Annotated in this window: 20 protein-coding genes; 9 read left to right on the top strand and 11 right to left on the bottom strand. The window is 70.4% G+C overall.

Annotated features, from left to right (window positions below):
* Position 1: 1 nt before the first annotated feature.
* Positions 2-1,183, bottom strand: coding sequence for an ADP-forming succinate--CoA ligase subunit beta (gene sucC, locus ACGFI7_RS02730; protein ID WP_393398297.1), 1,182 nt, complete (start codon positions 1,181-1,183; stop codon positions 2-4).
* A gap of 277 nt (positions 1,184-1,460) precedes the next feature.
* On the opposite strand from sucC, the gene ACGFI7_RS02725 reads away from it, so the two are divergent.
* The 3 genes from ACGFI7_RS02725 to ACGFI7_RS02715 all read left to right on the top strand — a co-directional run bounded on the left by ACGFI7_RS02725 (position 1,461) and on the right by ACGFI7_RS02715 (position 4,602).
* Positions 1,461-2,276 (top strand): hypothetical protein, encoded by an 816-nt coding sequence (locus ACGFI7_RS02725; protein ID WP_393398295.1) that lies wholly within the window; start codon positions 1,461-1,463, stop codon positions 2,274-2,276.
* Between the two features lie 235 nt (positions 2,277-2,511).
* Positions 2,512-3,384, top strand: a complete 873-nt coding sequence (locus ACGFI7_RS02720) for a hypothetical protein (RefSeq protein WP_393398293.1) — start codon at positions 2,512-2,514, stop codon at positions 3,382-3,384.
* 219 nt (positions 3,385-3,603) lie between these two features.
* Positions 3,604-4,602 carry a L,D-transpeptidase gene (locus tag ACGFI7_RS02715; protein ID WP_393398291.1) on the top strand — a complete coding sequence of 333 codons (999 nt, stop codon included), beginning with the start codon at positions 3,604-3,606 and terminating at the stop codon, positions 4,600-4,602.
* Positions 4,603-4,749: 147 nt separating this feature from the next.
* Here the strand turns inward: ACGFI7_RS02715 and pcrA are convergent, their stop codons facing one another.
* A complete protein-coding gene (pcrA, locus tag ACGFI7_RS02710; protein ID WP_393399588.1) occupies positions 4,750-6,972 on the bottom strand; it encodes a DNA helicase PcrA in 2,223 nt (740 codons plus the stop codon).
* A 124-nt stretch (positions 6,973-7,096) separates the two neighbouring features.
* Here pcrA and ACGFI7_RS02705 point away from each other — a divergent pair, with 124 nt between their 5' ends.
* The gene (locus ACGFI7_RS02705; RefSeq protein WP_393398289.1) at positions 7,097-7,816 is read left to right on the top strand and encodes a PIG-L deacetylase family protein; all 720 of its coding nucleotides are present in this window, start codon (positions 7,097-7,099) and stop codon (positions 7,814-7,816) included.
* 24 nt (positions 7,817-7,840) lie between these two features.
* Here ACGFI7_RS02705 and ACGFI7_RS02700 read toward each other — a convergent pair whose 3' ends face one another.
* The 9 genes from ACGFI7_RS02700 to ACGFI7_RS02660 all read right to left on the bottom strand — a co-directional run bounded on the left by ACGFI7_RS02700 (position 7,841) and on the right by ACGFI7_RS02660 (position 14,907).
* Positions 7,841-8,269, bottom strand: a complete 429-nt coding sequence (locus tag ACGFI7_RS02700) for a PIN domain nuclease (RefSeq protein WP_393398287.1) — start codon at positions 8,267-8,269, stop codon at positions 7,841-7,843.
* Positions 8,251-8,475 carry a type II toxin-antitoxin system VapB family antitoxin gene (locus ACGFI7_RS02695; protein WP_393398285.1) on the bottom strand — a complete coding sequence of 75 codons (225 nt, stop codon included), beginning with the start codon at positions 8,473-8,475 and terminating at the stop codon, positions 8,251-8,253. The genes ACGFI7_RS02700 and ACGFI7_RS02695 overlap by 19 nt, the downstream gene beginning before the upstream one ends.
* 195 nt (positions 8,476-8,670) lie before the next feature.
* Positions 8,671-9,657, bottom strand: coding sequence for a DUF2804 domain-containing protein (locus tag ACGFI7_RS02690; protein ID WP_393398283.1), 987 nt, complete (start codon positions 9,655-9,657; stop codon positions 8,671-8,673).
* Positions 9,657-10,397, bottom strand: a complete 741-nt coding sequence (locus ACGFI7_RS02685) for a CPBP family intramembrane glutamic endopeptidase (protein WP_393398281.1) — start codon at positions 10,395-10,397, stop codon at positions 9,657-9,659. Before ACGFI7_RS02685 ends, ACGFI7_RS02690 begins: the two co-directional genes overlap by 1 nt.
* A gap of 56 nt (positions 10,398-10,453) precedes the next feature.
* Positions 10,454-10,693 carry a WhiB family transcriptional regulator gene (locus ACGFI7_RS02680; RefSeq protein ID WP_393398279.1) on the bottom strand — a complete coding sequence of 80 codons (240 nt, stop codon included), beginning with the start codon at positions 10,691-10,693 and terminating at the stop codon, positions 10,454-10,456.
* A gap of 110 nt (positions 10,694-10,803) precedes the next feature.
* Entirely contained in the window at positions 10,804-11,457 is a 654-nt protein-coding gene (locus tag ACGFI7_RS02675) for a neutral zinc metallopeptidase (protein WP_393398277.1), read from the bottom strand.
* A 5-nt stretch (positions 11,458-11,462) separates the two neighbouring features.
* On the bottom strand, positions 11,463-12,926 hold the full coding sequence (locus ACGFI7_RS02670) for a glutamate--cysteine ligase (protein WP_393398275.1): 1,464 nt from the start codon (positions 12,924-12,926) through the stop codon (positions 11,463-11,465).
* A 143-nt stretch (positions 12,927-13,069) separates the two neighbouring features.
* A complete protein-coding gene (locus ACGFI7_RS02665) occupies positions 13,070-13,702 on the bottom strand; it encodes a response regulator (RefSeq protein ID WP_393398273.1) in 633 nt (210 codons plus the stop codon).
* A complete protein-coding gene (locus ACGFI7_RS02660) occupies positions 13,699-14,907 on the bottom strand; it encodes a PspC domain-containing protein (protein WP_393398271.1) in 1,209 nt (402 codons plus the stop codon). The genes ACGFI7_RS02665 and ACGFI7_RS02660 overlap by 4 nt, the downstream gene beginning before the upstream one ends.
* 111 nt (positions 14,908-15,018) lie before the next feature.
* Here ACGFI7_RS02660 and ACGFI7_RS02655 point away from each other — a divergent pair, with 111 nt between their 5' ends.
* From ACGFI7_RS02655 to ACGFI7_RS02635, 5 genes are all read left to right on the top strand, one after another.
* Positions 15,019-16,599: a PspC domain-containing protein gene (locus ACGFI7_RS02655; protein ID WP_393398269.1), complete on the top strand. Its 1,581-nt coding sequence runs from the start codon at positions 15,019-15,021 to the stop codon at positions 16,597-16,599.
* Positions 16,589-16,792, top strand: coding sequence for a hypothetical protein (locus ACGFI7_RS02650; RefSeq protein ID WP_393398267.1), 204 nt, complete (start codon positions 16,589-16,591; stop codon positions 16,790-16,792). The genes ACGFI7_RS02655 and ACGFI7_RS02650 overlap by 11 nt, the downstream gene beginning before the upstream one ends.
* A 74-nt stretch (positions 16,793-16,866) precedes the next feature.
* On the top strand, positions 16,867-17,349 hold the full coding sequence (locus ACGFI7_RS02645; RefSeq protein WP_393398265.1) for a (2Fe-2S)-binding protein: 483 nt from the start codon (positions 16,867-16,869) through the stop codon (positions 17,347-17,349).
* Positions 17,346-19,673: a xanthine dehydrogenase family protein molybdopterin-binding subunit gene (locus tag ACGFI7_RS02640; protein WP_393398263.1), complete on the top strand. Its 2,328-nt coding sequence runs from the start codon at positions 17,346-17,348 to the stop codon at positions 19,671-19,673. The genes ACGFI7_RS02645 and ACGFI7_RS02640 overlap by 4 nt, the downstream gene beginning before the upstream one ends.
* Entirely contained in the window at positions 19,670-20,524 is an 855-nt protein-coding gene (locus ACGFI7_RS02635; RefSeq protein ID WP_393398261.1) for an FAD binding domain-containing protein, read from the top strand. Before ACGFI7_RS02640 ends, ACGFI7_RS02635 begins: the two co-directional genes overlap by 4 nt.
* The last annotated feature ends 12 nt before the right edge of the window (positions 20,525-20,536 follow it).

Genomic DNA, 20,536 nt, shown 5'->3' with positions numbered 1-20,536 from the left:
GTCACGCACCTACCGCAGCGAGCTCGGCGGCCCGCTTGGCCGCGTCGTCCATCGTGTCGACCAGCTCGACGCGCGGGAGCGCGGCGTCGGCCAGGATCTGCCGCCCGAGCTGGGCGTTGTTGCCGTCGAGGCGGACCACCAGCGGGTGGCTGACCGACTCGCCGCGGCTCTCCAGCAGCTTGAACGCCGAGACGATGCCGTTGGCCACGGCGTCGCAGGCGGTGATGCCGCCGAACACGTTCACGAAGATCGACTTGACCGACGGGTCGGACATGATGATCTCCAGACCGGCCGCCATGACCTCGGCGGACGCGCCGCCGCCGATGTCGAGGAAGTTGGCCGGGGCCGGCTTGCCGGGGAACGACTCGCCCGCGTAGGCGACCACGTCGAGCGTGGACATGACCAGGCCGGCGCCGTTGCCGATGATGCCGACCGCGCCGTCGAGCTTGACGTAGTTGAGGTCCTTGGCCTTGGCCGCGGCCTCCAGCGGGTCCTCGGCGGACTGGTCGACGAAGGCCTCGTGGTCGGGCTGGCGGAAGGAGGCGTTGTCGTCGAGCGTGACCTTGCCGTCGAGGGCCTTCACCTGGCCGTCGGCGGCCAGGATCATCGGGTTGACCTCGACCAGGCTGGCGTCCTCGTCGACGAACGCGCACCAGAGCTTCTCGATGAGCTCGGCGGCGCCGTCGAGCGCCTTCTCCGGCAGGCCGCCGGCGAGCGCGATCTCGCGGGCCGTGGCGCGGTCGACGCCGGTCAGCGGCGAGACGGGGATCTTGGCGACCTTCTCGGGGGTCGCGTGGGCGACCTCCTCGATGTCCATGCCGCCCGCGGCGGAGCAGATGGCCAGGAAGGTGCGGTTGGCGCGGTCGAGCAGGAAGGAGAAGTAGTACTCCTCCGCGATCGCGCTGGCCTCCTCCACGAGCACCTTGTGCACCGTGTGGCCCTTGATGTCCATGCCCAGGATGGCCTGGGCCTTCTCCACGGCGTCGGCGACGTCGTCGGCGACCTTGACGCCGCCCGCCTTGCCGCGCCCGCCGGTCTTGACCTGCGCCTTGACGACGACGCGGCCGGTGAGCTCCTCGGCGGCCGCGCGTGCTTCCTCCACGGTGTGGGCGACGATGCCGCGTGGCACCGGGATGCCGTAGTCGGCGAAGAGCTCCTTCGCCTGATGTTCGAACAGGTCCACGAGGGTCCGTCCTTGCTTCTCCGACTGAATGTTCGACGGCCCGGGCCACCCCGTACGTACGTGCCGGGCGTTTCCGCCAGTGAAGCCTAGCCCCAGCGTCGACCCTTCCAGGTCACTGGGTCGCGGTTGTGCCTGGATGTGACGGTGATCTCACTCCGGCAGCGCCCCTCTGCACGAAATGTGCACCGTTTAGGCGGGATATGTCCACTCATTGAGATTTCTTCGTGATCTTCGATTGGCAGGATGCGTGATCCTTACTCTTTTACCGAGGATCACGATGAGACGAATCATCGCCGGATTGGCACTGGCCACCGCGGCGACGCTGGTTACGGTGGCGCCAGCGCAGGCCACGGCGGTCGACCCGGTCAAGACGCTCAAGAAGCAATTCTCCCCCGGTCACGGAGTGCGCGTTTCCGAAACGGTGCGTACTTACACCGACGGAAAGGCCGCCACCGTCTTCCGGACGACAGGAAAGCTGGAGTTCGGCAAGTCGGGAGTGATCGGCGCCGACCTGCGCAACCGCTACAAGTCGCAGAAGGACCTCACGCCCACGTCGGCCGCCGCCACGCGCTCGATCAGCGTGGGCGGCCACACCTACGTGCAGGGCGGCATCTGGGGCGATGTGCTGCCCGAGGGCAAGAAATGGGTCCGCTACGAGGGCGTGTCCGCCTACCAGAGCAACCAGGTCGTCGACATCTTCAACCCGAAGGTGCTCAAAAGCCTGATCGCCGGCGCCAAGGTCGTCAGGGGTGACTACCGGGGCGCCATCACCGTCAAGAAGCTGGCCGCGCTCCATGGCGATCGGCTCTCGGGTCCGCTGGGCAAGGTCAAGGTCAACTATTTGATCGACACCGACCGCAAGGGCGTGGTGACCCGCGTGGTGAGCGACTGGACGCTTGACTACGGCATCCTGGGCGCCAGCCGCTCGGTCGCCGAGAGCCGCTACACGGGCTGGGGCGCCCGGGTGAAGGTCGTCGCCCCGCCTGAGTCGCAGTGGATCGACAGCGCCGACCTGCTCGACCAGATGACCGAGACCGACGTGCCGGCCGAGATCCCGGACAACGCGCTCAGCTCGCTGGGCCAGGGCCGCTAGTTTCCCTTTTCCTCTCCCGTACGCGAGAGGCGTAATACCCCGGTGCTCAGGGCCGGGGAATGGCGCGTCGCCATTTCCCGGCCGGCCCGGGCGCACGACCTCGCCTGTTCACTTCGGCGGGGCGGAGTTCGGCCACCGCACTCTTCCGGCGTGCCCGGAAGAAAGGCAGGTTCCGGCAATCCACCGACGCCTGGCCGCTCCATGTTCACCTCCCCCTCCACGAATCGAGATTCGCATGAAGCGTTTGATCGCCGGTCTGGCGTTGGCGTCGGCCGCGACCTTCGTGACGGCCGTCCCCGCGCAGGCCCAGGCCGCGCCCGAGAACCCGCTCGTCTCCGTGAAGAAGCAGCTGGTCGCGGGCAAGGGCGTCAAGTTCACCGAGCGCACCACCATCAGCACCCCGCTCTTCCACGACATCATGGTCCGCCGCAGCGGCACGATCGGGTTCCGCAAGGGCGGCGTGGCCGGGTCCGACATCACCGGCAAGCTCAACCTGAAGGCCAGCGACGTCGGCGAGGATGCTCCCGAGCTGGCCAAGGGCCTGGTCATCCCCGAGCGCACCATCTGGGTGGGCGGGACCTCCTACCTGTCGGGCGGCATCTGGTCCCTGGTGCTGCCCGAGGACAAGACCTGGTTCAAGCTGCCGAACGGCCCGACGGGCGGCGTCACCGGCGTCACCGGGCAGCCGCTGAACGTCGCCGAGCCGGCCACCCTCCGGGCCATGCTGAAGAACGCCAAGGCCACCCGGGGCGGCTACTCCGGCAAGATCACCGTGGCCCAGGTCCGCAAGGTCTCTCCCTGGTTCCGCGCCACGGTCATGCTGGAGCGCTACCCGGCCAAGGTGCTCAGGACCGAGATCAAGTGGCGGCTGAGCGTCGACGCCAAGGGCCTGCCCACGCGCCTGGTCACCACGTACCCGCTGGGCGTCATCGACGGCAAGCCGAAGAAGACCGAGACGCTGAGCGTCGACACCCGGTACACCGGCTGGGGCACCAAGGTCACGATCAAGGCGCCGTCCACGAGCGACACCACGACCAAGCCGAAGGAGGGCGGCGAGGAGACCCTCGACCACATCGAGATGCTGAACGGCGTGAAGGTCGGCCTGTAACGGCCGGCCCCGGCCCGGCCGTGACCGCCGTCGCCTTCGCGGCGTCGCTGGTCACGGCCGGGTACCGTACTGCGGCCGCGTTCTCCTGAGGGGGCGCGGCTGCCCGCTTCGTTGGACCGTTACAACATCGTGACAGCCAACCGGCCGTCGAAACACGTGTCCCAGTTGTCACACGTACGGCCGCGTAAAGCGGAGAACCATAGCTCAGGAGTACGACCCGTGAATCTTCTCCCCCGGATTCTCGCCGCCGCCGCGCTGGCGACCGCGGTGGCCTGCGCGGCGGAGGGCGCCCCCGTCCCGAGGCAGGCCGTCGCCCAGCAGGCCGTGCAGCCCCAGGCGGCGCAGGCGGCATCAGCGGCACAGGCGGCGCGGACCATCACGAAGCCGCAGAAGAAGTTCAAGATAGGCATCGCCGACATCACTCCCATGGGAGAGAAGACGGAGAAGGTGGGAGTCGGCTTCCCCATCATCGTCACTTTCGACCGCGACGTGCCCGACAAGGCCGCGGTCGAGTCCGTGCTCCGGGTGGAGCCGGAGAAGCCGGTCGAGGGCGCCTGGCGGTGGGTGTCGCCGCGCAAGGTCATCTACCGCACCAAGACCTACTGGCAGCCCTACCAGAAGGTGATGTTCAAGGCCCTGCTCAACGAGATCCCCGGAAACCAGAAGGCCAAGAACGTCAGCCGCCGCTTCGCCGTCGGGCCCAAGCACGTGTCGCTGGTCGACACCCGCAAGCACGTGATGAAGGTCTACCGCAACGGCAGGCTGGCCAAGAAGATCCCGATCAGCGCCGGCCGGGGCGGCATGATCAGGAACGGCGTCGACGTCTACCTGACCACCAGCGGCGTCCACCTGACCATGGGCAAGAAGGCCGTGGAGACCATGACGTCGTCGTGGATGGGGGTGACCGACCCGAAGGACCCGCGCTACTACAAGGAGCAGATTCCCTGGGCGGTCCGCATCTCCGACAGCGGCGAGTACGTCCACCAGAGCTACGGCGACTACCAGTATCTCGGCCGCTCCAACCAGAGCCACGGCTGCGTCCGCGCCACCCCGGCCGGGGCCAAGTGGTTCTATCAGATCGCCCAGCGCGGTGACGTCGTCAAGATCGTCGGCACCAAGCGCAAGCTCCAGTGGAACAACGGCTGGAGCTACTGGCAGCTCAACTGGACCCAGTGGAAGAAGGGCAGCGCCCTGCGCACCGCCACCGCCCAGAGCTGACACCCCCGGCTGACGATCCTGTACGGGCCGCGCCCGTACAGGATCACCGCCTCTCCGTAGACGGGGTCACGCTCAGCAGACGGGATCAGCGCCTTTCGGGATCAGCGCCTCTCCCTACGCGGGACCAGAGCCTCTCCCTACGCGCGATCAGAGCTTCTCCAACGGCGCGTACGCCAGCAGGAGCGTCTTCTCGCCGCCCGAGCCGAAGTCGATCTTGACCTTGGTCTTCTCGGCCACGCCGTCGACCGCTACCACGGTGCCGAGCCCGAAGGCGTCGTGGGTGACCCGGTCGCCCGGCGTCAGCGACGGGACGACCCGGCCGCCGGTCTTCTTCGGGGCCGCGGCCGGGGCCGGCTCGCGGCGGGTGGCGGCGCTCCACGCGGACTTGTCGGGGTCGGTGCGCCACTCGACCAGCTTGGCCGGCACCTCGTTGACGAACCGTGAGGCCGGGTTGAACGACGGCGCGCCCCACGAGCTGCGCACCGCGGCCCGCGTCAGGTAGAGGCGCTGCTGGGCCCGGGTGATGCCGACGTAGGCCAGCCGGCGCTCCTCCTCCAGCTCCTTCGGCTCGCCGATGGAGCGGATGTGCGGGAAGACGCCGTCTTCCATGGCGGTCAGGAACACCACCGGGAACTCCAGGCCCTTGGCGGTGTGGAGCGTCATCAGCGTCACCACGCCCTGGCCGCCGTCCTGCTCGGGGATCTGGTCGGCGTCGGCCACCAGCGACACCTGCTCCAGGAACTCCACGAGCGTGCCCTCGGGGTTGGCCTCCTCGAACTCGCTCGCCACCGAGACCAGCTCCTGGAGGTTCTCCAGGCGGGACTCGTCCTGCGGGTCCTCCGACGCCTCCAGCTCGGCGCGGTAGCCGGTGGCCACCAGCACCTCCTCGGCCAGCGCGGACGGCGGCATGCCCTCGCCCTTGGCGATCAGCTCCTCGATCATCGCGACGAACTCCCTGATCGCGTTGAGCGAGCGGGTGGCCATGCCCGGCGCCTCGTCGGCCCGCCGCAGCCCCTCCCAGAACGGGATGCGCTCACGCGCGGCGAACGCCTCGACCATCGCCTCGGCCCGGTCGCCGATGCCGCGCTTGGGCACGTTGAGAATGCGGCGCAGCGACACCACGTCGAACGGGTTGGCCAGCACCCGGAGGTAGGCCAGCAGGTCCTTGACCTCCTTGCGCTCGTAGAAGCGCACCCCGCCGACGACCTTGTAGGGCAGGCCGGTGCGGATGAAGATCTCCTCGAACACCCGGGAGGCCGCGTTGGTGCGGTAGAAGACCGCGACGTCGCCCGGCCTGACCTCTTCCTCGTCGGCCAGCCGGTCGACCTCCTGCGCCACGAACACGGCCTCGTCGTGCTCGTTGTCGGCGACGTAGCCCACGATCTTGGGCCCGTCGCCCTGGTCGGACCAGAGGTTCTTCGGCTTGCGCGACTCGTTGCGGGAGATGACCGCGTTGGCGGCGGCCAGGATGTTCTGGGTGGAGCGGTAGTTCTGCTCCAGCAGGATGGTGCGGGCGTCGGGGTAGTCGCGCTCGAACTCCAGGATGTTGCGGATCGTCGCGCCGCGGAAGGCGTAGATCGACTGGTCGGCGTCGCCGACCACGCAGAGCTCCGACTGGTCGGTGCCGGAGCGCACCTGGTCGCCGTCGGCGGTGCGCAGCTCGGGGAAGCCCACCAGCTCGCGGATCAGGATGTATTGCGCGTGGTTGGTGTCTTGGTACTCGTCGACGAGGACGTGGCGGAACCGCATCCGGTAGTGCTCGGCCACCTCGGGGAAGAGCTGGAAGAGCGTCACCGTGTTCATGATGATGTCGTCGAAGTCCATCGCGCCGGCCTCGGTGAGCTTGAGCTGGTAGCTCTTGTAGGCCTGGGCCAGCGTCTTCTCCAGATGGGAGCCGGCCCGCTCGATCGCGGTCTCGTAGTCGATCAGCTCGTTCTTGAAGTTGCTGACCTGGGCGGAGAACGACCGGGGCGGATAGCGCTTGGGGTCGAGGTCCATCTCGCGGCAGACCATGGCCATGAGGCGCTGGGAGTCGGCCTGGTCGTAGATGGAGAAGCTGGACGGGAAGCCGAGCCGCTTGGCCTCGCGGCGCAGGATGCGCATGCACGCGCTGTGGAAGGTCATCACCCACATCGCCCGCGAGCGCGGCCCGACGAGCTTGTCGATGCGCTCCTTCATCTCCCGCGCGGCCTTGTTGGTGAACGTGATGGCCAGGATCTCGCCCGGGTGGACGTCACGCTCGGCCAGGAGGTAGGCGATGCGGTGGGTGAGCACCCGCGTCTTTCCGGACCCGGCGCCTGCGACGATCAGCAGCGGGCTGCCGTGGTGGAGCACGGCCTCGCGCTGCTGAGGGTTGAGGCCGTCGAGCAAGGGGTGGTCAACAGAGACTTGGGTGGGCACCCACCTAGGTTAAGACCCCCCACCGACAAACGGGGCCCGGAATGCCCCGGAGCGAACTCCCGTTGTGCCGGACAGACGCCGCGAAAGGGGAGCCATGCTGCCGGAGAGCGAGATCACCAGGGTCCTCGTCGTGACCGCCCACCCGGACGACGCCGACTTCGGCGCGGCAGGCAGCGTGGCGCTCTTCGCCGACCAGGGCGTGGAGGTGACCTACCTGCTGGTCACCGACGGCGACGCCGGCGGCAACGACCGCGCCCTGGACCACGCCGGCATGGCCGAGCTGCGCCGCGCCGAGCAGGCCGCGGCGGCCAAGTGCGTCGGCGTGACCGACGTGCGCTTCCTCGGCCGTCCCGACGGGACCGTGGTGCCCTCGCTGGAGCTGCGCAAGGAGATCGCCCGCACCCTCAGGCAGGTACGGCCCGACCTGGTGATCACCCATCACCCGGAGCGCAACTACCAGTTCATCGCCCCCAGCCACCCGGACCACCGGGCCGTCGGCGGCGCCGCCCTGGACGCCGTCTACCCCGACGCGCGCAACCCGTACGCCTTCCCCGACCTGCTGGAGGAGGACGGCCTGGAGGCGTGGACGGTGCGCGAGGTGTGGCTCATGGGCGGGCCCACCAGGAACCACTGGGTGGACATCACCCCGGCGATCGACCGCAAGCTGGCGGCGCTGCGGGCGCACGCCAGCCAGGTGGGCCACGCCGAGGGGCTCCTGGAGACGGTCAAGAGCCGCCTGGCCGCCTGGGCCCGCCAGGCGGGCTTCCCCGACGGGCACTACGCCGAGGGCTTCCAGGTCGTCGAAACCGCGTAGACCGGTCCACCGGCCTTCGCCCGGCTACGGCACCGAGCCGGGCGGCACCACCCACAGCGACGGCTGCCCCGTGACCTCGGCGATCCGGTCGTAGTCGCGGTCGTAGTGCAGCACCGTCGCGCCGTACACCTCGGCACAGGCGGCGATGAGCAGGTCCGGCGGGCTGACGCCGCGATGCTGGGAGGACTTGATCAGCTCCAGTTGAACCTCGCGGGCGCGCGCCCAGACGTCCTGCCCCGCCGACAGCCTGATCACCTGATGCTGGGCGCGGATGATGCGCTTGTAGTGGGCGTGGTTACGCGCGCTGTAGCCGACCTCGAGGTCGATGATGTCGCAGGTGGCCACGACACGAGCCGCGTAGAGCGGATGCAGCGCCTTGGCGACGACCTCGCTGGTCCTGATGCGGGCCAGCGCGCTCGTGTCGAGCAGGTAGATCACTCCTGTCGCCGCCACGCGTGCTTCATGACCTCCGGATTCAGCAGATCCGGGCTCCCCTCCGTCCGCCAGAACTCGAACGCCTCGATCGCTTCCGCCCTCTCCTCGTCCCGTTCGAGCACCGACCGCAGGGCCGAGTGGACCGTCTCCTTCATGCTGCTCGTGCCCAGCCTCTCCTGGACCGCCTGCACGAGCTCCTTGTCGATGTCGATGACCGTTCGCATGGAACACCACCTCCGAACCTCCAGCGTATATCACAGTTTGTGATCTTGATATACGTACTCAACGTGTCGATACGACTACGTTGAGGCGCAGAGGCGACCTTAAAGCAGAGGTCAAGAGAAGATGCGCAGGCCGGAGCCACGAGGTGAAGGATCTTCATCCCCGGGCGGAACCCACCCCCACCGCCGGGGGAAACGTCACCAGCGCTGCCGAGCCTCCTCAGCCCAGCCGGTCAGGCCGTCGAGCTCCACCCACGTGCCGTCGTCGGCCTGGGCGCGGCCGGTGAAGTGGCCGAAGCACTGGTGGGTCTCCGAGCCCACCACCCCCAGCTCGGTGCGGGCCACCCGCTCGTGGAACGGCGTGAACTCCACCTGCACCCGGGGGCCGGTGATCCGCCACGGCCGCATCCAGTCGGCGCGGTCGTAGCTCCACGCCAGCTCCTCGCCGATCTTGTGCAGCCGCCCGCCGATGAACAGGGCGTTCTCCGTCGAACCGGTGCCGGCCGTCCAGCGCCCGCCGAGCTGGATCGCCTTGCCGGGCCCGCAGCCCGCCGCCCAGTTCCAGACGATCGAGTAGGGCCAGCGCCCCCGCCCGTGGTCGAGCACGGCGAACGAGTCTTCCTCGCGCACCTCGTACGGGACGGAGTCGAGCACGAGCTTGCCGTGGACCGGCCGGCCGAGGTCCTTGACCGTGTACTGGAAGCGCCGGGGGCTCCACGGCACCACCACGCCGAGCGACTCGTGACCCTCGCGCAGCGGCATCTCCAGGTCGAGCTCGATGCCTTCGGCGCGGGCGCGCAGCGAGGTGCCGCCCGGGGTCTGGGTGATCTGGATGGACAGCCCGCCGCCGCCCGTGGCGAGGGCGGTGCCCGCGCCGCTGCGGTCGGGCATGACCGTGCCACGGGCGAACGGCGCCACGACGTCCTTGCCCACCTCGGCGCCGGTCGCGCGGTCGAGCACGTAGAGGCCGTGCACGCCCGCGTAGTCGAGCGAGGACGCCACCACGCCGACGATGTGGGACGGGGTGACGACGCCCCAGTACTCCCAGCGTTTGGTGCGGCCCCAGCCGCGCAGGTTGGCCCGGTGGAGCGGCCGGCGGGTCCAGCCCACGGCGGCGGGGTTGAGCCGCCCGTCGGGCAGGCAGAGGTCGACCGGCTCGGTGATCTCCCGTTCGCGCGTCGCCATCAGAGGGAGACCTCCCGCTTCGTGTCGTTCGCGGCCGTGGCCGTGGTGGCTCCGACCGGCTCGGCCTGCGCGGCGAGCCGGGCGAAGAGGTAGCCCAGCGAGTTGGTCGCCAGGTGCAGCATCGCGGGGGCCAGCAGCCCGCCCCGGCGCCGCAGCTCGGTGAACAGCACGCCGGCGGCGGCCGTGGAGAGCACGCTGCCCGCCACGACCCGCGCCGTGTCGAGCCGCTGCGGCGACTCGCCGGCGACGACGGCGCCCAGCGCCGGGTTGGCGCGTGCCATGTCGACGGCCGGCAGGATGTGCCAGAGCCCGAACAGCGCCGACGACACCGCGGTGGCGGCGGCCTGCCCGTGGTCGCGGCGCAGCAGGGCGTGGAGCGCTCCGCGGAACCCGACCTCCTCCAGCAGGACGGTGCCGACCGGGACCTGGAGCAGGGCCTCCTCCAGGACGCGGGCGCGGCTGAGCGAGAGCGCCCGCTCGTCGCGGAAGAACGGGCGGGTACGGGGGAGGTTGATGCCGACGGTGTAGACCACGACCACGCCGGCGACCAGGGCACCGCCGATGGCCGCTCCGCGGCGTCCGTGCTCGAAGCCGAGCTCCTCCCACGTCACCCCCGACCTGCGGGCCATCGCCACCAGCGCCGCCGTGGCCGCGGCGGACGTGAGCGGGCCGAGCCGTGGGGCGACCCGGTTGTTGAGCACGTTGGCCGCCGTCAGCACGGCGATCGAGCGAAGCAGCACCCTTGAAGGCTAGCCGGGCTCACGATCTCTCGTGTCGCGGGGTGAGGTGACCCGGGTCAGGAGGCCGCGGGGAAGCGGGAGCGGCGGCGTTCGTCGGGCGTGAGGCCGCCCCAGATGCCGTCGGCCTCGCCCGCCTTCAGCGCGTAGGAGCGGCACTCGGTGAGGACCTGGCAGGTGGCGCAGACGGCTTTGGCGCGCGCCTCCTGGACGGGTGAGGGGGCGAGGGGGAAGAAGAGCTCCGGGTCGCTGGACTTGCAGGCCCCCCTGCGCAGCCAGCCGATCTCCTCCAATGGCATGGGCCAACGCTATGCCGTGGACAAGATCAGTCGCATCATCCTGGGGATGGACACGCGCCTACATCCCTGGGAGTGCGGCTCAGCCGGCTGTCCCGGGGGTGCGGCTCAGCTCAGCAGGCGCTCACCCCACGCGTGTAGCCGGCGGCGAACGACCGCTGGCGTTGCTCGGCCGTGCCGTGGGCCGCCGGGTCGAGCCAGTCGTCGGTCGGGTCGCCGGCGGCGGCCAGGTTGAGCAGCAGTTCGTCCTCGTCACCGGGCTCGGCGGTGAGCGCCCCCGAGTCGATCAGGGCGCGCAGCGTGCCGCCCGCGTAGCAGTCGGCCTGGAGCTCCATCTGCACGTTGAGCCGGAAGGAGGTGCCGAGCTGGGCCTGCACGGCGTGGCCGAACTCGTGCGGGATGATCAGGTAGACGGAGCCGTCGCCCATCCGGTCCCACAGCATCCGCATCCACTCCTCGTCATAGGCGATGAAGTGGCCGGCCGAGCAGTAGAAGGCGTTGTTCGGCACGGAGGGCTGCCCTCCGCAGCTCGGCCCGTTCGTCCCGGCATAGGGGATGAACGCGTTGACGGGGCGATAGGCCGCCCCGGACGCCGCGAACTGCTGCTTCCAGAACTCCTCCGACAGTGTCCTGGCCCCCCACACGTCGTCCTCGAACGTGTCGAGCCCGCGCCGATCTCTGGAGGGGACCTCGATCAGCCCGCAGGCGGCGGCCGGGACCAGGAGCAGGACGGCGAGCAGGAGGCGCACGACGGGAGGAGGTGTCACACGCCTCAGACTTCCCACGTGTGCACCGGCTCATTCGCGTGCATTCGGGCGAGATACTCCAGCGTCATCGCGCGCAGCGCCCGGTGACGGTCGCCGCCGATCGCCCGTACCTTGTCGACCTGCCAGGTCGCTCCCGTGCGGCCGGTCAGGCAGCGGCCCTCGATGACGCCCAGCAGGCGGCCGGAGACCTCCCGGTCCACGCCCCACCGGTCCAGCCCCTCGTACGCCATCGGCAGCAGGCGGCGCAGGATCAGCTCGTCCGCCTGCACCTCGCCGAGCCCCGGCCAGTAGAGCCGCGCCTCCAGGCCGTGGCGGGCGGCGCTGTAGAGGTTCTCCTCGGCGGCGGCGAACGACATCTGGCTCCAGATCGGGCGTTCCGCGTGCGGCAGGACGCTCATCAGCCCGTAGTAGAAGGCGGCGTTGGCCGTGATGTCGAGCACGGACGGGCCGGCCGGCAGCACCCGGTTCTCCACGCGCAGGTGCGGCTTGCCGCCGACGACCGCGTACACGGGGCGGTTCCACCGGTAGACGGTGCCGTTGTGCAGGGTCAGCTCGTGCAGCTGGGGGATGCGCCCGTGCGCCAGCTCGTCCCGCGGGTCCTCGTCCTCGCAGAGCGGCAGGAGTGCCGGGTAGTAACGGACGTTCTCCTCGAACAGGTCGAAGACGCTGGTGATCCACCGCTCGCCGAACCACACCCGGGGGCGCACCCCCTGCGCCTTCAGCTCGGCCGGGCGGGTGTCGGTGGCCTGTTCGAAGAGCGCGATCCTGGTCTCGCGGTGCAGCTCCTTGCCGAACAGGTACGGGGAGTTCGCGGCGACGGCGACCTGGGGGCCGGCGATGGCCTGGGCGGCGTTCCAGTGCGCGGCGAACTGCGGCGGGCTGACCTGGAGGTGCAGCTGGACACTGGTGCAGGCGGCCTCGGGGGTGATGCTGTCGGCGTGCGTGTCGAGCCGCTCGACGCCCTCGATCTCCAGGTGCAGGTCCTCGCCCCTCGCGGCGAAGATCTGCTCGTTGAGCAGCCGGTAGCGGGGGTTGGCGGAGAGCGTCCCCTCGCCGATGTCCTGCTCGCGCAGGGTGGGCAGGATGCCGACCAGCATGAGGTGGGAGCCCTCGGACCTGGCGCGTTCCTCGGCGTGGTTGAGCCGGGCGCGCACGTCGTCCTCCAGGCGGCGGGCCCCGTCGCCGGTCAGCTCCTGCGGTTCGATGTTGATCTCGATGTTGAACTGACCCAGTTCGGTGGCCCAGTCGGGCCGCGCGATGGCGGCGAGCACCTCGGCGTTGCGCATGCACGCCACGCCCTCGCCGTCGACGATGTTGAGCTCGATCTCCAGGCCGGCGAGCGGCCGGTCGTCCTCGAACTTCGACTCGCGGAGCAACTGCGCGAAGACGTCGAGACACCGGCGCACCTTCTCGCGGTACTTCCGCCGGTCTTCCCGGCTGAACACGACACTCGGCACATCCCTGCCCATACCTGGGAATGTCGCACGCCAGCCCCGGTTTAACCACCCCACCACGCCCAGCCTTCACCCTGGACCGGGCAAGAAACCTACGAGACCCGGCTCTCCAGGTCCACGGTCTGCCGGGCCGCGCGGAGGCGGCCACCGGAACCGCGTCAGACGAGGCGGCGGGCCGTGGCCCAGCGGGAGAGCTCGTGCCGGTTGGAGAGCTGGAGCTTGCGCAGCACCGAGGAGACGTGGGTCTCGACCGTCTTGACCGAGATGAACAGCTCCTTGGCGATCTCCTTGTAGGCGTAGCCGCGGGCGATCAGCCGCAGCACCTCGCGCTCGCGCTGGGTCAGCGAGTCGAGCTCGGGGTCGATGGGGGGCGCCTCGGAGGAGGCGAAGGCGTCGAGGACGAAGCCGGCCAGCCGCGGGGAGAAGACCGCGTCGCCGTCGGCGACCCGGCGGATGGCGTCGGTGAGCTCCTTGCCGCTGATGTTCTTGGTGACGTAGCCGCGGGCGCCGCCGCGGATGACGCCGATCACGTCCTCGGCCGCGTCCGACACCGACAGGGCGAGGAAGCGCACCTGCGAGCCGGAGCCGAGGACCCGGCGCAGCACCTCCTGGCCGCCGCCGCCGGGCATGTGGACGTCGAGCAGGACGACGTCCGGCTGGAGCTCGGCGATGGCCTTGACCGCCGTGTCGACGTCCTCGGCCTCGCCCACGACCTCGATCGAGTCGCCCAGCTCGGCCCGCACTCCGGAGCGGAAGAGCCGGTGGTCGTCGACGATCAGCACCCGCGTCATTGCTTCTCCACCTTCATCGTCAGCATCACTTCAGTGCCCTCACCAGGCTCGGTACGCACCCTGGCGGCGCCGCCGTGACGTTCCATTCTGCCGATGATGGACTCCCTGATCCCCATCCTGTCGACCGGCACCGCGTCGAGGTCGAACCCCTTGCCCCGATCCTTCACGAAAATCGTGACCTCTTCACCCTCTACTTCGGCGTAGACGGAAATGGACGGGCTCTCAGAGTATTTGGCTGCGTTGACCATCGCCTGCCTGGCCGCCTTGAGCGTGGCCGCGAGCCGGCCGCCGGAGTCGAGGTCGATGTCGCCGACGCAGACCACCTCGATCGGCACGCCGTGCGAGTCCTCCTCCTCGGCGGCGATCCGCCGGACGGCGGCGGCGAGGGTGGCGTCGGCGTCCTGGGCCGGCTGGTAGAGCCAGTTGCGCAGGTCGCGCTCCTGGGCGCGGGCCAGGCGGGTGACCTCGCGCGAGTCGTGCGCGACGCGCTGGATGAGCGTGAGCGTGTGCAGCACGGAGTCGTGCACCATCGCGGCGACCTCGGCGCGCTCCTCCTGGCGGATGCGCTCGCGCCGTTCGAGCTGCAGTTCCTTCCACAGACCGGCGAGCCACGGGGCGGCGATGACCGCCAGCCCGCCGACCACGACCGTCGTGAACAGCAGGCCCTGGCCCGCCTCCTGGAGCTGGCCCTCGACCACGAGGAACCCGATGCCGCCGGCCACCACGAGCATCACGCCGAGGAGCGTGCGCACCCGGTTCTTCCTGATGCTCTTGGTCGCGCCGCTCACCCAGTGCTTGCGGCGCTCGGGGTCGGCCTGCTGCCACAGGATCAGCGCGCCGATGCCGCCCACCGCGAACGGCAGCATGCCGATGCCGCCCCGCGAGGCGCCCGTCAGGAACCCGAACGCGAACAGCGCCACCCCGATCGCGGTGAACGCGGCCAGCTGGCTCCAGTCGCGGGCGGGCGACTCCCCGCGGTACGGCTCGCGCGGCGTGATCATCCACAGCACCGCGTACGCGACACCGCCGACTCCTCCGACCACGCTGAGCAGCACGAACATGAGCCTGATCACGACCGGATCGAGCTTGAGCTGCGCGGCCAGGCCCTGGGCGACGCCGCCCACGAGGCGGCCCTCCATGGGGCGCATCATGCGGCGGTACGGCCCGCTGGTCTCGGGCTCGGCGAGTGTCTTCTGGTCTGCCATAACATCGCCATCGTCACATGACATGACGCTCCGGGCATCAGGGAACGACCCCCGGGTCGGGTCAGGGGTCTCCCGGATGCGGGCCGGTTCCCGGTGAGTCACGATGGTCGCATGACAGAAGCGCCACCCAGGGAACCGGCCGCGCCCCCCGGCGTGCTGCGTCGCAGCAGCGAGGGACGATTCCTCATGGGGGTGTGCGCCGGGCTCGGCAGGCACACCGGCATCGACCCCGTGGTGTTCCGCGTGGGGTTCGTGATCCTGCTGTTCGGGTCCGGTATCGGGCTGTTCCTGTACATCGCTGCTTATCTGCTGATGAAGGAGCCCAGCGGGCGGCCGGGGCTCATCGAGCAGTGGACCCGCCGCGACTTCGACGCCGACACGGTGATGGCGCTGCTGACGGCGGTGCTGGCGCTGGGGCTCGGCATCAACCTGTCGACCGTGTGGCTCGACACCGGCACCCTGGTGGCGGGGCTGTTCCTGGCCGTCGCGCTGCTCGCGGCGCACGCCCACGGGGTCGACCTGCTGGGGCTGGTGCGCTCGATGCCCGAACGCCTCAACCGGCGGTCCCGGGTGACGGAGATGGACGAGCCCCCGTACGAGCAGAGCGTGTCCTCCTACCCGCGGACGGCTCCGACGGTGGCCCACCGCCCGCCGCGTTCCGGCCCGGACGACGTGCCCCCGCTGACGGACGCGCCGCTTCCGGAGCAGGCTGAGGGCACCGGCGAGGACACGTCCACCGGCGACCGGGCCGCCGCCTACGCGGAAACGGACGCGCGGGCCGGCGAGACCGTGCGGCTGCCCGCCGCCGAGGAGAAGGCCGAGACCGAGGCGGAAGACGAGCGGATCCGGCCGTACGGGGTGCAGGAGGAGCCGGTGGGGTTCGGGGCCGGGCCGGGCGAGACGCGCCGGATCCCGACCTTCCCGCCGCTCGCCGGCGACACCCTGGCCGGCTCGCACAGCGGGCCGTTCGCGCCGCACGGCCCCTACCGTCCGCTGGACCCGGCCCGGCGCGCGGAGGGTTACTCGCCGTACGACCCCGCGCTGTACGCGCCGCCGCCGCGGCCGCAGCGGAGCAGGCGGCCGAGGTCGTTCATCGGCGCCATCACCATCCTGCTGGCAACCATCATTGGAGGGATCCTCGTGGCCGTGCAGGCGGCATCGCCTTCTGGCGTGCAGCCCACGATCATCGGCGGCGCGGTGCTGGTCACCATCGGGGCAGGGCTGCTGATCGCCGCCTGGTGGGGCAGGGGCGCCGGGCTGGTGGGCGCGGGCACCATGGTGGCGACGTTGATCGGGATCGGGCTGATGTTCGGCGGTCTTCCGGGGAAGGTGGGGGCGTCCGTGTGGCAGCCGGTCACCCTGGAGGAGACGCGCGAGGTGTTCGACGTGGGCGTGGGCGACGGCGAGCTGGACCTGACCGAGCTGGCGCTGAAGCCGGGGACGAAGGCCGAGGTGCGCGCCTCGATCTCGGTGGGATCGCTGGAGGTGATCGTGCCACCCGAGGTGCGGCTGGAGGTGCACGCGACCAACAAGATCGGTGACATCCAGGTCGACCAGTCGCTGCGCGGCGGCGTGGAGGTCCGGCTCGACAAGGTGCTGGAGCCGGAGGTCACGCCCAAGGGCGAGCCGGCGACGATCGTGCTGCGCATCCGGGGCGGCGTCGGCGACGTGGAGGTGCGTCGTGGCGCGTGACGTCGACCGGCCGCGGCAGCTGCACAGGACCGACTGGATGGCCCTGCTGAGCGGGATCCTGTTCATCGTCCTGGGCATTCTGATCTTGACGCGGTCGATCACGGATCCGCTGGTCCTGCTGCCTGTGATGGTGACCGGACTCGGGTTCGCGGGCCTCATGGCGATCATTGCCAGGGTGTTTCGTAGTAAGTGACCCTTGACCGGGACAAACTCGGGCGTACGGTTGGCGTTGTCCGCCTTTCCCCCTGCTCCTGTGAGGGAGGACGTATGCCCCGAATCTCCGTCAAAGTGGACGGAATCACTTACGAGGAAGACGTCGAGCCGCGACTTCTGCTCGTTCACCTACTTCGAGAACGGCTGGGCAAGACCGGCACCCCCGTCGGCTGCGACACCAGCAACTGCGGCGCCTGCACCGTGATGCTGGACGGCAAGACCGTCAAGAGCTGCACGATGCTCGCGATCCAGGCCGACGGCTGCGACATCGTCACCATCGAGGGCCTGGGCGCGAACGGGTCCATGCACCCGATGCAGCGGGCCTTCCACGAGGAACACGCGCTGCAGTGCGGCTACTGCACGCCCGGCATGGTCATGGCCGCGATCGACCTGCTGAGAGACACACCGGACCCGTCGGAGGAGGCCATCAGGGAAGGACTTGAGGGCAACCTCTGCCGGTGCACCGGCTACTGCAACATCGTCAGAGCGGTGAAACGGGGCGCCCAGGAGATGGGTCAGGCGGTGAAGTCGTCATGACCGAGGTGGGCAGGGCGAGGAAGCGCAAGGAGGACGCCCGGCTGCTGACCGGGCGCACGCGGTGGACGGACAACCTGCAGCAGCCGGGGATGCTGCACGTGACCTTCCTGCGCAGCCCGATGGCGCACGCGCGGATCACCAGGGTGGACGTGGCCGGGGCACGCGAACTGCCCGGGGTGGTCGCGGCGTTCGCCGGCCAGGACGTCGCGGACGAGCAGGGCAGCCTGCCGTGCGCGTGGCCGGTGTCGGAGGACATCGTCATCCCCGAGCACCCGCCGATGGCGGTGTCGGAGGTGCGGTACGTCGGCGAGATCGTGGCCTGCGTGATCGCCACCGACCGCTACCGCGCGGCCGACGCGCTGGAGGCGATCGAGGTCGACTACGAGCCGCTGCCGGCGGTGCTCGACCTGGAGGCGGCGCTCACGCCGGACAGCCCGAAGGTGCACGAGGCGGGCAACCAGGCGTTCTCCGTGAAGATCAACTCCGGTGACATCGAGGCGGCCTTCAGGGACGCCCCGGTGGTGATCGACCGGACGTACGTGCAGCAACGCCTGATCGGCGCGGCCATGGAACCCAGGGCCGTGCTGGCCGACACCGACGGCGACTCGTTCACGATGTGGACCTCCACGCAGATCCCGCACGTGCTGCGGGTGATGCTGGCGATGGTCACCGGCATCCCGGAGCACAAGCTCCGCGTGATCGCGCCGGACGTCGGCGGCGGGTTCGGCACCAAGCTGCAGGTCACCGCCGAAGAGGTGCTCTGCTTACTGCTCTCCCGCCGGCTGGGCAAGCCCGTCAAGTGGGCCGAGTCCCGCACCGAGGGCAACATGGCCGTGCACCACGGGCGCGGCCAGCTCCAGCACATCAGGCTCGCGGCCGAGGCCGACGGCCGCATCCGCGGTCTCCAGGTGGACCTGCTCGCCGACATGGGCGCCTACCTGATGCTGGTCACCCCGGGCGTCCCGATGCTCGGCGCGACCATGTTCAACGGGATCTACAAGATGGACGCGTACGAGTTCGCGTGCAAGGGCGTGTTCACCACGAAGACGCCGACGGACGCGTACCGGGGCGCGGGCCGCCCCGAGGCGACGTACGCGATCGAGCGGGTCATGGACGAGCTCGCCGCGGAGCTGCGGCTGGACCCGATCGAGGTGCGGCGGCGCAACTGGATCAAGCACGAGGAGTTCCCCTACACGACGATCGCGGGCCTGACGTACGACTCCGGGAACTACGAGGCGGCGACCGACAAGGCGCTGTCGTTGTTCGGCTACGACAAGCTGCGCGCCGAACAGGCCGACCGGCGCGACCGGGGCGACCCGGTGCAGCTCGGCATCGGCGTCAGCACGTTCACCGAGATGTGCGGGCTGGCCCCGTCGCGGATGCTCGGCGAGGCCAACTACGGCGCGGGCGGCTGGGAGCACGCGTCGGTGCGGATGCTGCCGACCGGCAAGGTGGAGGTCGTCACCGGCACGTCGCCGCACGGCCAGGGTCACGTGACGTCGTGGAGCCAGATCGCGGCCGACGCGCTCGGCGTGCCGTTCGAGGACATCACGGTCGTGCACGGCGACACCGCCATCGCGCACAAGGGCATGGACACCTACGGCTCCCGCTCGCTGGTGGTCGGCGGGGTCGCGGTCCTGCAGGCGTGCGAGAAGGTGCGCGAGAAGGCCCGCAAGCTGGCCGCGCACCTGCTGGAGTGCTCGCCGGACGACCTGGAGTTCGCCGGCGGCGCGTTCAAGGTGAAGGGCACCGACTCCCAGACGACGATCCAGGAGCTGGCGCTGGCCGCCTTCGCCGCGCACAACCTGCCCGAGGGAGCGGAGGCCAGGCTGGATTCGGACGCCACGTTCGACCCGATCAACTACTCCTTCCCGCACGGCACCCACCTGGCGGCGGTGGAGGTGGACACCGAGACCGGCAGGGTGAAGATCCGTTCGTACGTCGCGGTCGACGACGTGGGCACGGTGATCAACCCGCTGATCGTCGAGGGCCAGGTGCACGGCGGCATCGCGCAGGGCATCGCCCAGGCGTTGTTCGAGGAGGCCGTGTACGACGCGGAGGGCAACCTGCTCACCGCCACGCTCGCCGACTATCTGGTGCCGTCGGCGGCGGACCTGCCCGACTTCGTGACCGACAGGACCGAGACGCCGGCCACCAGCAACCCGCTGGGCGCCAAGGGCGTCGGCGAGGCGGGCACCATCGCCTCGACCCCGGCGGTGGTCAACGCCATCGTGGACGCGCTGCGGCCGCACGGGGTGCGGGACGTGCCGATGCCGTGCACCCCCGAGCGGGTGTGGCGCGCGCTGGAAGGAGGACGGGCATGATCCCGGCACCGTTCGACTACGTACGTCCCGGGTCGCTGGCGGAGGCGTGCCAGGAACTGGCGGCGGACGAGGACGCCAAGGTGATCGCGGGCGGGCAGTCGCTGCTGCCGCTGCTCCGGCTCCGGCTGGCGTACCCGACGAAGCTGGTCGACGTGGCGCGGCTGCCGGAGCTGGCGGGCGTGCACGATCGCGGCGACCACGTGTTCATCGGCGCGATGACGACGCACGACGAGGTGCTGCGCTCCGGCGTGGTGGCGGCGAGCTGCCCGCTGGTGGCGCTGGCCACCGCCCTGGTGGCGGACCGGGCGGTGCGGCACCGGGGCACGTTCGGCGGGTCGCTGGCGCACGCCGACCCGGCGGGCGACCTGCCCGGCGTGGTGCTGGCGCTGGACGGCGTGCTGGTGGTCCGCTCGGCGCAGGGCGAGCGGGAGATCCCGGCGGCCGACTTCTTCGTCGACTACCTGGAGACGGCGCTGCGCCAGGGCGAGATCCTGGTCGGCGCGAAGATCCCGAAGCTGGGCGACGGCTGGGGCTTCCACTACGAGAAGTTCCGCCGCACCGCGCAGGCGTGGGCGGTGGTCGGCGTGGCGGCGGCCGTGCGGCGTTCCAACGGCTCGATCCAGGAGGCCAGGATCGGGCTGACCAACATGGGGCCGACCCCGCTGCGGGCCCGGGCGGTCGAGAGCGCGCTGCAGGGCGTGGAGCTCGGCAACGGGCTCAGGCAGGCGTGTGAGGAGGCGGCGGCGGACACCTCGCCGCCCGCGGACCTGAACGCGCAGCCCGACTACCGGCGGCATCTGGCCCGCGTGCTGACGCACCGCGCGGTGCGCACGGCGGCCGGAACGCCCTGACCAGGGAGGCAC

Origin of the sequence: Nonomuraea sp. NPDC048826 (assembly GCF_043198225.1) — a bacterium.
GTDB lineage: Bacteria > Actinomycetota > Actinomycetes > Streptosporangiales > Streptosporangiaceae > Nonomuraea.
The sequence above is the reverse complement of the archived record's forward strand: the minus strand, read 5'-3'. Positions and strand labels throughout refer to the sequence as shown.

Bases quoted from the DNA above. Each gene is read 5' to 3' on its own strand.
- ACGFI7_RS02665 (WP_393398273.1), bottom strand. From the start codon at position 13,702: ATGACGCGGGTGCTGATCGTCGACGACCACCGGCTCTTCCGCTCCGGA.
- ACGFI7_RS02645 (WP_393398265.1), top strand. From the start codon at position 16,867: ATGCCCCGAATCTCCGTCAAAGTGGACGGAATCACTTACGAGGAAGAC.
- ACGFI7_RS02660 (WP_393398271.1), bottom strand. From the start codon at position 14,907: ATGGCAGACCAGAAGACACTCGCCGAGCCCGAGACCAGCGGGCCGTAC.
- ACGFI7_RS02690 (WP_393398283.1), bottom strand. From the start codon at position 9,657: ATGGCGACGCGCGAACGGGAGATCACCGAGCCGGTCGACCTCTGCCTG.
- ACGFI7_RS02635 (WP_393398261.1), top strand. From the start codon at position 19,670: ATGATCCCGGCACCGTTCGACTACGTACGTCCCGGGTCGCTGGCGGAG.
- ACGFI7_RS02655 (WP_393398269.1), top strand. From the start codon at position 15,019: ATGACAGAAGCGCCACCCAGGGAACCGGCCGCGCCCCCCGGCGTGCTG.
- ACGFI7_RS02670 (WP_393398275.1), bottom strand. From the start codon at position 12,926: ATGGGCAGGGATGTGCCGAGTGTCGTGTTCAGCCGGGAAGACCGGCGG.
- ACGFI7_RS02705 (WP_393398289.1), top strand. From the start codon at position 7,097: ATGCTGCCGGAGAGCGAGATCACCAGGGTCCTCGTCGTGACCGCCCAC.
- ACGFI7_RS02640 (WP_393398263.1), top strand. From the start codon at position 17,346: ATGACCGAGGTGGGCAGGGCGAGGAAGCGCAAGGAGGACGCCCGGCTG.
- ACGFI7_RS02695 (WP_393398285.1), bottom strand. From the start codon at position 8,475: ATGCGAACGGTCATCGACATCGACAAGGAGCTCGTGCAGGCGGTCCAG.
- ACGFI7_RS02725 (WP_393398295.1), top strand. From the start codon at position 1,461: ATGAGACGAATCATCGCCGGATTGGCACTGGCCACCGCGGCGACGCTG.
- ACGFI7_RS02720 (WP_393398293.1), top strand. From the start codon at position 2,512: ATGAAGCGTTTGATCGCCGGTCTGGCGTTGGCGTCGGCCGCGACCTTC.
- ACGFI7_RS02680 (WP_393398279.1), bottom strand. From the start codon at position 10,693: ATGCCATTGGAGGAGATCGGCTGGCTGCGCAGGGGGGCCTGCAAGTCC.